Origin of the sequence: Clostridium sp. SM-530-WT-3G (assembly GCF_012843905.1) — a bacterium.
In the GTDB taxonomy this organism is placed as follows: Bacteria; Bacillota; Clostridia; order Clostridiales; family Clostridiaceae; genus Clostridium.
Genome location: NZ_JABAGC010000031.1, coordinates 26,583 through 39,592, shown reverse-complemented (window position 1 = coordinate 39,592; position 13,010 = coordinate 26,583). Strand labels below are relative to the sequence as shown.

The window sequence follows — 13,010 nt, the reverse complement described above, 5'->3', positions numbered from 1 at the left end:
TGGTGACTCCTAGGGGAATCGAACCCCTGTTACCACCGTGAAAGGGTGGTGTCTTAACCGCTTGACCAAGGAGCCATGCTTTATTGTCATCCGCTTTACCGTCTTGCTTCTTGACTGTGTCGCGCTGACCACATAGACTATAATACAGAAATTCTCTTTAAGTGTCAACACATTTTTTCATTTTTTTTTATTTTTTTTTATTTTTTGTTTATTCTAAATCTCTAAACCCTGATTATTACTAGGTTTATCAAGCGAACTTATTTTTTCAATTGCATCAAAAAATCCCTGAATTATATGATTTCTTTCTTCTATTTCTCCATTTATTCTATTTATTTCCTCATTACATTCATCTAAAAAAATAGCCTTTTCTACTTCACTTATATTCATATTATAACTATCACGTTTGAAATTTTGTCCTGAAGCATATATTTCTAATGGAAATTTATCATTGGCTAATAATAATATTTGCTTTTCCCATATACCTCTTTTATTAATATTATATTTATCTTTTAATATATTAAGATTTTTTACTTCTTCTCCTATTTCTAATTTTAATGCTTCATTTAATGAATTATAAAAAGTTACAGAGATTCCTCTCTTTAATTTTATTTTTAAATACATTCTATTATTTATCAAAAAATCATCAATTTCATTTTCACTTATACATTCAACATCTTCATATGTGAATTTTTTTAATCCTGTACCTGTTGGATAATTTACGATTATCTGATCATAATTCATTCTTCTTACTTTAAATTCATTGCCATAGTCTTCTAAAGAATTATTTATTATCTTAACTTTCATACAAATCACCTCTATATTTAGTATTCCTTTCTTTTATCCTTAATATTACTGTGATAAAATTTATTTAATATAAAAACAAGGAGTGATTAATAACATGATTTATCACGATCTAATAATTGTTGGCGGAGGCGCATCTGGCTTGATGGCAGCAGTTGTAGCTAAAGATTTTGGAATGGATGTAGCAATAGTAGAAGGTACAGATAGAGTTGGAAAAAAAATTCTCACTACTGGTAACGGGAGATGTAATATTACAAATAGCACTATTTCTTCTCCCTATACTACATACCATAGTGAAAATAGTAATTTTTTTAATGATGCATTAAATAGTTTTTCTATAGAAGATACAAAAAACTTTTTTCTATCTTTAGGACTTCCTCTTGTAGAATTAGAAAACGGAAAAATGTATCCAAAATCCCTTCAAGCCTCTTCTGTTGTAGATATATTCAGAATGGCTATAGAGGATAAGCAGATACCTGTTTATACAAACAGCAAGATAACTTCTATAAGCAAGAAAAAAAACTTTTTACTGAGTACATCTAATGAAGAATATGATGGATTTTCATGTCATCAGCTAATTTTATGCTGTGGTGGAAAATCAGCTGTAAAAACAGGCTCTGATGGTTCAGGCTATAAATTAGCAAAACATTTTGGCCACAGTATAATTGAACCTATTCCTGGTATCGTTCAATTAAAACTTGATTATCCTTACTTAAAAGCTATGTCTGGAATAAAATTTGATGGATCTGTTTCTATTTATATAGATGATAAATTAATTCGTACAGAACTTGGAGAAGTTTTATTTACTGATTACGGAATATCAGGCCCTCCAATATTACAACTTTCTTATTATGCTTCAAAAGCACTTCATAATAAATCAAAAGTAACTATAAGTGTTGATATACTTCCATATGAAAGTAAAGAAGATGTTGAAAATTTCCTTGCCACTCATTTTTCAATGTTTGGATATAGAGAAATATCTTCTTCATTAATTGGTGTTATTAATAAAAAACTTATTCCTACTATATTAAAAGATGTAGGTATAAAAGATATACACCAACCTTGTTCAAATATTGACTGGAAATACATAAATAAATTAATCTCAAAATTTAAAAAATGGGATTTTAATTGCATTGATACAAATGGATTTAACAATGCTCAGGTTACCGTTGGCGGTATAAACACTAAAGATATAAATAGTTCTACTTTAGAATCTAAACTAGTTGATGGACTTTATTTATGTGGTGAAATGATTGATGTACATGGTGACTGTGGCGGCTTTAACCTTCAGTGGGCTTGGAGCTCTGGATATCTAGCAGCAAAGTCGGCATCTGAAAAATAATATTATTAACAAAAAGCTATTGTAAAAATAAAATTTCTACAATAGCTTTTTATATTATTTAGCTTAATTACTGTTATTTCTTAACCTTGCATAAATTTTAATTAAAAAATTTACTTTCCCCATTCTATTTCTAATAAAGTAAGTTCTTTTCCGTCACCATTTTTAATGATATGTTGTGATTTTAAATTATTATCATCAATTTTTGTTACTGCTGCTGAAGAAGAAACAACTTCGCCATATTTACATTCTTTTTCAAACATAACTTTAATTCTTTTTACTTGATATTTTTCAACTATTTCCATTGGTACTGCTTCTATAGCCCATTCAATGTATTTAACATTATTTACATGCTTATTAGAATCGATATCTGAATATCTTATGTTGAAATTCTTTGTATATTGAGTTTCTTCTACTGGATGAAGCTTTTCAAGGCTTATGTCATAATCAACGTCTCCATCTACTCCATAAAACCCATACTGTTCCTTCTGAATTCTCATAGGTCTTCTTTTTTCAATATCTATCAAGAAGAATATTGCTTCTGCCTCTCCTATTATCTTGTCTTCAGAATCTCTTATTACATATCTTCTTAATCCATAGAACCTTTTAAATCCAACTGCTTCTGTAGTTATGCTTATAATTTCTCCGAACATAGGATATCTGTACATTTTAATATCATCTTGATAAAATACCCATGCACAATTATTGTCCATACAGTATTTCATTCCACCGCCTGCTTCTTCTGATTGATGTGTCCCAATATCTCCTATAAACTCAATTATCGAAGATAATTTACATCTTAAATTAGAATCTACCTCGTAATAATGTACTTCATAATTTTTTGTAAACTTATAACCCATATCTTGCTATATAAAAGCTGATTAATAATTAAAAAAATCAGTCTTTTATAATAACTGCCTCCCTTCTGTATGTATTACTAATCTATTTATATATATTATCATATTAGTCCATTTTTTTATTACTATGTTCATAATAATTTAACATAAAGGACCATTGTCTCTTTAAGTTAGATAATGGTCCCAGTTAAAATTGCTAATAAAATTGTTTTTATATTATTCATTTATGGATTTAAGTTCATCAGCAGCTTCCTTTTTCTCATCAAATTTAGCATATAATCCAGCAAGTAAAGTTCCTGAGATAGAATGCCATACACATGATACAGCACAAGCAACAGCTGCTTGAGGTGTTGCTGCAAAGTGTGCAGTTGCTAAATTAGTTGCAAGCCCTGCATTCTGCATTCCTACTTCAATAGATATAGTACGCTTTTTAGCAACAGACATATTTGTAAGTATACCTACTCCATATCCTAATAAATATCCAAGTCCATTATGCAATAATACAGCTATAAAAATTATTATTCCTGATTTGAAGAAATTATGTCCTTGCAATGAAATAACTCCTCCTACTATAAATGCAAGTCCAATTACAGATACACCTGGCATAACTTGTTGAACATCTTTAAATGTCTTTTTGTTTCCCCAAAAATAATTTAATAAAAATCCTATTACTATTGGAATAATAACTGACTCAATTATAGAAACAAACATTCCAACAGCATTAACTTCAATCTGTTCACCTGCAGGAGCAAGAACCAAAACTGGTGTTAATATTGGAGAAAGAAGTGTAGAAGCTGTAGTCATACCTACTGAAAATGGCACATCTCCATTGCATAGAAAAGACATTATATTAGATGACACTCCACCAGGACAACATCCTACTAAAATTAATCCGACTTTTATTTCACTTGGTAATCCTAATACAGTTCCAACTGTATATGCTAAAAGTGGCATTACTGTATATTGTGCCAATGCTCCTATAAATATATCAAGAGGTCTCTCAGCTAAAATTTTAAAATCTTTTGTAGTAAGTGTAAGTCCCATTCCAAACATTATAATCCCCAAAATAATTGTTTGATTTATTCCTCTTACCCATGTAAATAGACTAGGTATAAAAAAAGTTATCACTGCTATTGCTATAACAAAAATAGATGTGTTTTTAGATAAAAATTTACTAATATTTTTCAATACATTCATGATAAAAGCCCCCATTATATTATTAATAATTTATCACAAAGTACTATCCTCAAATACACTCATTAGATAATACACTTTATCAGTTTAAAATCAATGCAAAAAAACTTCCTCCCTATAAAGGGACGAAGTTTTCCGCGATACCACCCTAATTCTATAAAGTGATATTATATATCTAAATTAATATCATTTTAATAGCTCTCAGCAACATACTAATAATATGTGTCTCTTTTAACGGTGAAATACCGTTGAAACTTACTTTATCAGCATCAACAATTTCAGTTTCACTCCTCCAATATGATTTTCAGTAAAACCTGCACATTAGCTCACATCATACACTAACTTTCTGAAGAACAACGATTAAACTTACTTTTTCTTTTCACAGGATTTATTTGTAATATATTACTAATATTGGCATTTATTTTTCGCCATGTCAATATAACACATAATCCTTTAAAATTATATTTTTTATAATAAAAATAGGACTTTCAAAACTGAAAGTCCTATTTGTAAATATTATTTATTTAATGCTTCTAGTAATTCATCTAGATTTAATCCATGAACTGTTGCAGCTTCTGCAATAGTTTCAGCTTGAGCTGATGGACATCCGACACATCCCATTCCAAAGCTCATTAAAACTTGAGCTTTTGATGGATCAGCATGAACTACTTCACCTATTGTCATATCCTTAGTTATCATTATATTCACCCTCTTTTGCATAAAATATAAATATTATTTTACATAAAAAATTATATTTTAAGCTGACTTAAAAGTCAATATCCGAGTATATTAATAAACTATAGTGCTTTAACTCTCATAGTTTGGTCTCTCTTAGGACCAACAGATACTATTGATATATCAGTTCCTGTAAATTCTTCTATTCTCTTTAAGTATTTCTTTGCATTTTCAGGTAATTCATCATAGCTTCTAGCATCAGCTACTTCATCTCCCCATCCGTCAAACTCTTCATATACAGGTTCACATGCTGCTAAATCTTCTAAACTTGCTGGGAAGTAATCTATAACTTTTCCGTTAAATTTATATCCTACACATACTTTAATCTTTTCAAGACCAGCTAATGTATCAATTTTTGTAATAGCTAAAGAAGTTAAACCACTTACTCTGCATGCAGTTTTAACTATTACAAGGTCAAGCCATCCGCATCTTCTAGCTCTTCCTGTAGTAACACCAAATTCATGACCTTTTTCTCTTATCCATTCACCAGTTTCATTCATTAATTCAGTTGGGAATGGTCCTTTACCAACTCTTGTTGTATAAGCTTTTGTTATACCAACAGCATTAGTAATCATGTTAGGTCCTATTCCTACACCATTAGCTACTCCACCAGCAGTTGTATTAGATGATGTTACATATGGATAAGTTCCATAATCAATATCTAATAACATACCTTGAGCACCTTCAAATAACACAGTTTTATCTGCTTTTATGTCATCATATACCCTAACTGATGTGTCTTGTATGAATGGTCTAAGTTTTTTACCATATTCTAAGTATTCTTTTAATATTGAATCAAAATCTAATGCTTCTCCACCTAAAATTTTAGTTATATACGCATTTTTCATTTCAATATTTTCTCTTAATTTTTCTGTGAAAACTTCTTCGTGCATTAAGTCACACATTCTGATTCCACATCTTTCAAATTTATCTGTATAACAAGGTCCTATTCCTTTACCAGTAGTACCTATATCGTTCTTTCCTCTTGCTTTTTCTTTTAATCTATCTAAAACTTTATGATATGGCATTATAAGTTGAGCTCTATCACTAATGATTAATTTTTCAGGAGTTACCTTAACTCCAACTCCTTCTAAATAATCTATTTCTTCAAATAACGCCTTTGGGTCTACAACTACTCCATTTCCAATTACGTTTAATTTATCGTCATATAAAATTCCTGATGGTATTAAGTGCAATTTGTATTCTTTGTCACCAACTACAACAGTGTGACCAGCATTATTTCCTCCTTGGAATCTAACAACAACATTAGCATCTTCTGCTAAATAATCTGTCATTTTTCCCTTTCCTTCATCTCCCCATTGAGCTCCTAAAACAATAAATGCTGACATTTATCTTGCCTCCCTTAAATAAATACTCTATTTTATATTCATTCTAATTAATTGGAGTTACTCATAGACAAGTGGTCTAAATCCTTTATTTATTCACTTATTAAAAATATTTTATAGAATATAATTTGAATAAATAAATACTATCATTTATCTATAAACTTTATATCTCCTTTTAAATATTAGCAAAGTACGTGTCTACGGTCAACTAGATATCGAATATTTTTTTGCTTTTTTATTAAATTATTCGTATAATTAAATATATACGCCTGAATTTTTTATTAATTTTTAGAATTATTTTATATATATTAACTGTTAAGGAGTGTTTTCTATGAATATTTATGAAGAAGCATTAAAATTTCACGAAGAGAAAAAGGGTAAATACGAAATAAAGCCTACTTGTGAAGTAAAAAATGCAAAAGACTTAAGTCTTGCATATACACCAGGAGTTGCTGAACCTTGTCGTGAAATACATAAAGATCCATCAAAAGTATATACCTACACACGTAAATGGAATACTGTTGCTGTAATATCAGACGGAACTGCAGTACTAGGACTTGGTGATATAGGGCCACTAGCCGCTTTGCCTGTAATGGAAGGTAAAAGTGTACTATTCAAAGAATTTGGTAATGTAGATGCATTTCCTATAGTCCTTGATACAAAAAATGTTGATGAAATAGTTGAAACAGTTGTAAACATAGCTCCAACTTTAGGAGGCATAAATCTTGAAGATATATCTGCTCCAAGATGTTTCGAAATTGAAAAGAAATTAAAGGAAAGATTAAATATTCCTGTATTCCATGATGATCAACATGGAACTGCTATAGTTGTCTTATCAGGACTTATTAATGCATTAAAAGTAGTAAATAAAAAACTTGAAGATATAAAAGTTGTTATAAACGGTGCAGGTTCGGCTGGAACTGCTATATGTAAATTATTATTATCTTCTGGTGTAAAAAATATAGTAATGTGCGATATCAATGGTGTAATAAGCAGAGATAAAGATTTGAGCAGCAATAAATACATGGAAGAATTAGCTCAAATAACTAATCCTGAAAATGTAACTGGTATGCTTAAAGATGCTATGGTAGGTGCTGATGTATTTATAGGTGTTTCAGCTCCAAATATAGTTTCAAAAGAAATGGTTAAAACTATGAATAAAGATGGAATCATCTTTGCTATGGCAAATCCTACTCCTGAAATATTCCCTGAAGATGCAAAGGAAGCTGGTATTGCTGTAATGGGTACTGGACGTTCAGATTATCCTAATCAAATTAATAACGTTCTTGCCTTCCCAGGAGTATTCAGAGGCGCTTTAGATGTAAGAGCTAAAGAAATCAACGAAGAAATGAAAGTTGCTGCTGCATATGCAATAGCTGGAGCTATTCCTGAAAATGAATTAAATGCAGAAAATATTATTCCAAAAGCATTTGATTTAAAAGTTCAAAAATTAGTTGCTGAAGCTGTAAAGGAAGCTGCTATAAAAAGTGGAGCTGCTCAAATATAATATTTTCTAAACTTAATAATGAATCTACCTATAAAATAAATTAATATAATTGCACATTATACATTTAGAAGCACAGTCTATTCATTTATGAAAAGATTGTGCTTCTATTTATTTTAATAATACAACTACTTTATGTAATATAGATTAATTTAATTTTTTTTATAAATTTATCCACAAAAATAAATTCAAAATATTATCCACAATTGAAATAAAAAAATTAATCCACAGTTTTATTTCAAGGAAGTTTTCCACATTAAATTTATTTTGAAATTATTCACATAAAAACACAGGGAGCAAAGAATTTATAATTCTTTGCTCCCAAAATTTTATATAACCATAAAATCATATTATTTTTTTAATTCATAAAAAATATTTTCTATATTTATAATAATATTTTTGGTTTAATACTTTCTCTATATTCCTCTATTTTTTAGAAAGATTTTTTGATTTTTCAGCACACTTATCCATAGCCTGAATTACACTATTCCTTAGACCTAGTTTTTCAAGTTCAACTACAGCATCTATAGTAGTTCCACCTGGTGAACATACCATATCCTTTAATTCACCAGGATGTTTTCCTGTATCTAGAACCATTTTTGCAGATCCTAAAACACTTTGAGCTGCCATCTTATATGCTTTTGCTCTTGGTATTCCTAGTTTTACTGCACCATCTGCCATAGCTTCAATAAACATAAATACATATGCAGGCGATGAGCCAGCAACAGCTATAAATCCATCAAAATATTTTTCTTCTAAAACTTCACATTCTCCAAAGCTTTCAAAAATATTTATACAGTATTGTAAACCCTCTTCTGAAACATTCTTATTAGGACAAACTGCAGATATAGCTTCTCCTACAAGTGCTGGTGTATTAGGCATAGTTCTTATTATTTTAAAATTTTCTCCAAGCCATTCTTCCATATCAGAAATTTCTATTCCAGCTGCTATTGTTATTATTAATTTATCTTTAGTTAATTCATTTTTTACTTCTTCTACTATACTTTTATACATATTAGGCTTAACAGCTAAAATCACTGTTTCACTTTCTTTAGCTACAAGTCTGCTATCTAAAGTAGTTGTAATTTTAAATTCTTCTTCTAATTTTTTAGACGAAGCTTCTGTTTTAGTTGATACGATTATATCATCAGCAGTTACAAATCCTGATTTTATTAATCCCCCAACCATTGCACTTCCCATGTTTCCACAACCTATAAATCCTATCTTTTTGCTCATTTCTAAGCCCCCATTTTAAAATTTTTTGTTATTATTTGATTTTTTATGTTTTTATATAAAGATTTAAAATATCCTCCATCACAATCATAGGATTACTTATACCCTATAAACACAAACTATTAATAACATGGAGGGAGGAATTTTTATGACTGATTTTTCTCTAATTTATAATAATAGAGTCATGAATATTGAAGATTTTATTGATTCTATTTTATATCCTGATTTTTCTATCAATAAAATCCCATCGTGTGAAATACAAGAAAACTCACAATTTTATTGTATTCAGTTAGAAAACTATTTTAAAGCTAAGCAAACTTTTCAATTTTACTATAAAAATAGTTTTTTAATATTGCAAATACGGCTTAGACAGATGAAGCCAAAAATATTACTAACGCGAATGTTTTTCTTACCTAATATAAATATAAATAAAATTTCTCACACTTACTATAGTAATAGTGTAACATTAAAGATTCCAAAAATCTATTATACTTAATTCTTAATGGTAAATATAAAATGCACTCAATTTAAATGATTATAACATTATATATTTAACTAATAAAAAAATAGATATAAGAGAATTTAAAATTAAATCTCTTATATCTATTTTATTTATATTTATTCCTGATGCATTAAATCTAAATTACCAAACTTACTATATTGACCTAACCATGCAAGTTTTACAGTACCAACCGGACCGTTTCTTTGCTTAGCCATAATACATTCACCAATACCTTTATCTTCAGATTCCTTATTATAATATTCATCTCTATAAAGGAACATAACTATATCAGCATCCTGTTCTATAGAACCTGATTCTCTAAGGTCTGATAACATTGGTCTATGGTCTGCTCTTTGTTCAGGAGCACGAGACAACTGTGATAATGCAATAACTGGACATTCCATTTCTTTTGCTAAAGCCTTGATTGATCTTGATATTTCAGATACTTCCTGTTGTCTGTTTCCATCCGAACCTGCTCCTCCAGACATAAGCTGTAAGTAATCTATTACTATAAGGTCTATTCCATATTCCATCTTAAGTCTTCTGCACTTAGATCTCATTTCCATAATAGTAACACCGGCAGTATCATCTATATATATCTTTGCTTTTGAAAGAGGTCCTGTAGCCATAGCTATGTTTTCCCAGTCCTTATCATCAAGTGTACCAGTTCTAAGCTTAAGCATATCAACATTTGCTTCTGAGCAAAGAAGTTTATATGCAAGCTGTTCCTTAGACATTTCCAGTGAAAATATAACCACACTTTTACCTTCTCTAAGGGCTGCATTTTCAGCTATATTAAGAGCAAATGTCGTTTTTCCCATAGATGGTCTAGCTGCAATCAGAATCATATCACCACTTTGAAATCCTGATGTTTTTGCATCTAAATCAGTAAATCCTGAAGGTACTCCTGTTACTTCCCCTTTGTTATTAAAAAGTTTTTCTATTTGAACAAATCCTCTTTCTAATACATCACTTAATGGTTCAAAGTCTTTAGTCTGCCTATTTTCAGATATATTAAATATGTTCTTTTCAGCTAAATCTACTACATTTTCAACCTGACTCTGATTATTATAACTTTCTTCTATTATATCAGTTGAAGCCTTAATTAATTTTCTAAGAGTAGATTTATCCGATACTATTTTTATGTATGCACTTAAGTTTGCCGTAGTTGGAACTGATGAACTTACTTCTGTAATATAAGTTATTCCTCCAGCTCTTTCAAGATTCCCAGTACTCTTTAAATATTCTAGTAAAGTAACAAGGTCTACTGCTATATCATTTCTATACATCTCAAATATAGCTCTATAAATAACTTTATGTCCATCTCTATAAAAATCTTCTTCAGATAATTTTTCTAATACTTTAGCAATTGCATTTTTATCAATAATCATGGATCCAATTACCGATTGTTCTGCTTCTATACTTTGAGGTAGACTTCTCATTGCTGGTGCATCCATATACTCTTCCTCCTTTCTTCTAAAATTTATACGTAATACAAATTATATATCAAATTTCATTATTTGAAAATAAAAACGCACAAGTATAATAAGCAGATAAAATTAAATCTGCTTATTATACATTGTGCATTATATATTAATTAAATGCAATATCCATAGCTTCTTCTATACTGCTAATAGTTCTTACTTCAATACCGCTATTATTTAATGGTATCTCATTTTCATTATCTTTTGGAACTAACACAAGGTTAATTCCCATTCTCTTAGCACCATATATCTTTTCAAATATACCGCCTACTGGTTTAACCTTTCCTACAAGAGATATTTCTCCTGTAACAGCTAAATCTTGTCTTATTGGCTTCTTCAATAATGCACTTATTATACATAAAGTAATAGCTGTACCTGCTGAAGGTCCATCTATCTTTCCTCCACCAATAACATTAACATGGATATCATAATCTTTAATATCTTTATCTGTTATACTTCTAATAACTGATGCAGCATTAAATACTGAATCTTTTGCCATAGATCCAGCAGTTTCATTAAATCTTACTACTCCAGCACCTTTTTTCTTTGCTGGGAAAACTGCAGCTTCTATTTCAATTGTAGATCCTAAAAATCCACTTACACCAAGACCATATATGTGGCCGATTTCTCTCTTAGCTGTATCTTTTAATCTTTCAAATGGATTATATCTTCCTATTGAAATTATTTCATCAAGATGAGATAGTTTAATTTCTAAGTTTTCTACATCATTTTTTGAACAGTATAAAGCATATCCATATGCATCCGTAAGCATATTTATAGCCTTTCTTCCTTCATAAGTATAACTACTTATTTTAGCTGCAACACCATCTTCTAATTTAACATTAAGTTTCTTTGCAGCATCTTCTACTATATTAGCTATATCTGATGATGAAAGAGGTTCAAAATATACTTCAGTACATCTTGATCTTAATGCTGGATTTATTTCACTTGGACTTTTAGTAGTTGCTCCAATTAACACAAAATCAGCTGGTGCTCCATTATCAAATAAATATTTGATATACTTAGGTATCATTTCATCATCTGGATCATAGTATGATGATGAAAATTCAACTCTCTTATCTTCTAACACCTTTAAAAGTTTGTTTTGAAGCATAGAATCAAGTTCACCTATTTCATCTATAAATAGAACTCCACCATGAGCTTCTGTTACTAAGCCTGGCTTTGGTTCTGGAATTCCCACTTCTGCTAAATCTCTCTTACTTCCTTGATATATAGGATCATGCACTGAACCTAATAAAGGATTTGTAATTTCTCTTGGATCCCATCTTAAAGTAGTTCCATCAACTTCTACAAATTTTGATTTTTCATCAAATGGAGTAAAAGGAAGTTTTCTAACTTCTTCAAGAGCTAATCTTGCTGCTGAAGTTTTACCTACTCCTGGAGGTCCATATAAAATAATATGCTGTGGGTATGGTGAAGATAATTTTGATACAAGTGAAGTTATAGCTCTTTCTTGACCTATTATTTCTTCAAAAGTATTTGGTCTTAAAAAGCTCATTATATTCTTACTTGTAACTCTGCTATCTAAATCAACTAAATTATCTAGTTTACTTAAAGTCTTTTTATTTTCTACACCTTTTTGTTTATTAATTACTGAAAGTCTTACTTCATCTATATACTTTTCTTGTTTTTCCATTATAGATTGCTCAACTTCAGCTTCTATTTTATTTTGCACATATCTTTTTGCTAATTCATTAGATATTAGTTCAAGTGTTCTATCAATAGCATTCTGTAATTCTTCTTCTTTAGGTACTGTTTTTAAATCATTACCTTCAGCTAAGATATTATTTAATGCAAATATTCTATCACATAAATTTTCTGATTTTAAATATTTATCTAATTTAAAACGTATTGTTCTAGCTCTAAAGGCACCCTTATCAAGAACATTCTTAGTAATTGAAAAAAGCGCTTCAATTTGTGATTCTACTGATAGATTATCTGTAATAAAGCTTTCTAATATCTTTGATCCATCATATGAATTCAAATTTAATCCT

The 13,010-nt window shown here is 29.5% G+C and carries 11 protein-coding genes, 1 tRNA gene and 1 other annotated feature; of the genes, 3 read left to right on the top strand and 9 right to left on the bottom strand.

What is annotated here, in order from left to right; genetic code table 11:
• Both HF850_RS11265 and HF850_RS11260 read right to left on the bottom strand, forming a co-directional pair.
• Window positions 1–75, bottom strand: a tRNA-Glu gene (locus HF850_RS11265).
• Window positions 76–213: 138 nt separating this feature from the next.
• Window positions 214–804 (bottom strand): hypothetical protein, encoded by a 591-nt coding sequence (locus tag HF850_RS11260; RefSeq protein ID WP_169105539.1) that lies wholly within the window; start codon window positions 802–804, stop codon window positions 214–216.
• 94 nt (window positions 805–898) lie between these two features.
• Between HF850_RS11260 and HF850_RS11255 the strand changes: the two genes are divergently transcribed.
• On the top strand, window positions 899–2,143 hold the full coding sequence (locus tag HF850_RS11255) for an NAD(P)/FAD-dependent oxidoreductase (RefSeq protein ID WP_169105538.1): 1,245 nt from the start codon (window positions 899–901) through the stop codon (window positions 2,141–2,143).
• 110 nt (window positions 2,144–2,253) lie between these two features.
• On the opposite strand, the gene HF850_RS11250 is transcribed toward HF850_RS11255, so the two are convergent.
• The 4 genes from HF850_RS11250 to HF850_RS11235 form a co-directional block, all read right to left on the bottom strand.
• The gene (locus HF850_RS11250) at window positions 2,254–3,000 is read right to left on the bottom strand and encodes an acyl-ACP thioesterase domain-containing protein (protein WP_169105537.1); all 747 of its coding nucleotides are present in this window, start codon (window positions 2,998–3,000) and stop codon (window positions 2,254–2,256) included.
• Between the two features lie 213 nt (window positions 3,001–3,213).
• Window positions 3,214–4,194: a bile acid:sodium symporter family protein gene (locus tag HF850_RS11245; protein WP_169105536.1), complete on the bottom strand. Its 981-nt coding sequence runs from the start codon at window positions 4,192–4,194 to the stop codon at window positions 3,214–3,216.
• 115 nt (window positions 4,195–4,309) lie between these two features.
• Window positions 4,310–4,583, bottom strand: a binding site (T-box leader).
• 124 nt (window positions 4,584–4,707) lie between these two features.
• Window positions 4,708–4,890: a DUF1858 domain-containing protein gene (locus HF850_RS11240; protein WP_169105535.1), complete on the bottom strand. Its 183-nt coding sequence runs from the start codon at window positions 4,888–4,890 to the stop codon at window positions 4,708–4,710.
• 98 nt (window positions 4,891–4,988) lie between these two features.
• The gene (locus HF850_RS11235; RefSeq protein ID WP_169105534.1) at window positions 4,989–6,275 is read right to left on the bottom strand and encodes an adenylosuccinate synthase; all 1,287 of its coding nucleotides are present in this window, start codon (window positions 6,273–6,275) and stop codon (window positions 4,989–4,991) included.
• 328 nt (window positions 6,276–6,603) lie between these two features.
• Here HF850_RS11235 and HF850_RS11230 point away from each other — a divergent pair, with 328 nt between their 5' ends.
• Window positions 6,604–7,779, top strand: coding sequence for a malic enzyme-like NAD(P)-binding protein (locus HF850_RS11230; protein ID WP_169105533.1), 1,176 nt, complete (start codon window positions 6,604–6,606; stop codon window positions 7,777–7,779).
• Window positions 7,780–8,202: 423 nt separating this feature from the next.
• Here HF850_RS11230 and proC read toward each other — a convergent pair whose 3' ends face one another.
• Complete coding sequence (gene proC, locus HF850_RS11225) at window positions 8,203–9,012, bottom strand: pyrroline-5-carboxylate reductase (protein ID WP_169105532.1); 810 nt, start codon at window positions 9,010–9,012, stop codon at window positions 8,203–8,205.
• 145 nt (window positions 9,013–9,157) lie between these two features.
• Here proC and HF850_RS11220 point away from each other — a divergent pair, with 145 nt between their 5' ends.
• Window positions 9,158–9,505, top strand: coding sequence for a hypothetical protein (locus tag HF850_RS11220; protein WP_169105531.1), 348 nt, complete (start codon window positions 9,158–9,160; stop codon window positions 9,503–9,505).
• Window positions 9,506–9,627: 122 nt separating this feature from the next.
• Here HF850_RS11220 and HF850_RS11215 read toward each other — a convergent pair whose 3' ends face one another.
• Together HF850_RS11215 and lonC are read right to left on the bottom strand one after the other, a co-directional pair.
• Complete coding sequence (locus HF850_RS11215) at window positions 9,628–10,968, bottom strand: replicative DNA helicase (protein ID WP_169105530.1); 1,341 nt, start codon at window positions 10,966–10,968, stop codon at window positions 9,628–9,630.
• A gap of 136 nt (window positions 10,969–11,104) precedes the next feature.
• On the bottom strand, window positions 11,105–13,000 hold the full coding sequence (gene lonC, locus HF850_RS11210) for a Lon family ATP-dependent protease (protein WP_169105529.1): 1,896 nt from the start codon (window positions 12,998–13,000) through the stop codon (window positions 11,105–11,107).
• Window positions 13,001–13,010: the final 10 nt, after the last annotated feature.

Coding starts and splice junctions, on each gene's coding strand:
- HF850_RS11235 (WP_169105534.1), bottom strand. CDS start 6,275: ATGTCAGCATTTATTGTTTTAGGAGCTCAATGGGGAGATGAAGGAAAG.
- HF850_RS11240 (WP_169105535.1), bottom strand. CDS start 4,890: ATGATAACTAAGGATATGACAATAGGTGAAGTAGTTCATGCTGATCCA.
- HF850_RS11245 (WP_169105536.1), bottom strand. CDS start 4,194: ATGAATGTATTGAAAAATATTAGTAAATTTTTATCTAAAAACACATCT.
- HF850_RS11230 (WP_169105533.1), top strand. CDS start 6,604: ATGAATATTTATGAAGAAGCATTAAAATTTCACGAAGAGAAAAAGGGT.
- HF850_RS11250 (WP_169105537.1), bottom strand. CDS start 3,000: ATGGGTTATAAGTTTACAAAAAATTATGAAGTACATTATTACGAGGTA.
- HF850_RS11220 (WP_169105531.1), top strand. CDS start 9,158: ATGACTGATTTTTCTCTAATTTATAATAATAGAGTCATGAATATTGAA.
- HF850_RS11260 (WP_169105539.1), bottom strand. CDS start 804: ATGAAAGTTAAGATAATAAATAATTCTTTAGAAGACTATGGCAATGAA.
- HF850_RS11255 (WP_169105538.1), top strand. CDS start 899: ATGATTTATCACGATCTAATAATTGTTGGCGGAGGCGCATCTGGCTTG.
- proC (WP_169105532.1), bottom strand. CDS start 9,012: ATGAGCAAAAAGATAGGATTTATAGGTTGTGGAAACATGGGAAGTGCA.
- HF850_RS11215 (WP_169105530.1), bottom strand. CDS start 10,968: ATGGATGCACCAGCAATGAGAAGTCTACCTCAAAGTATAGAAGCAGAA.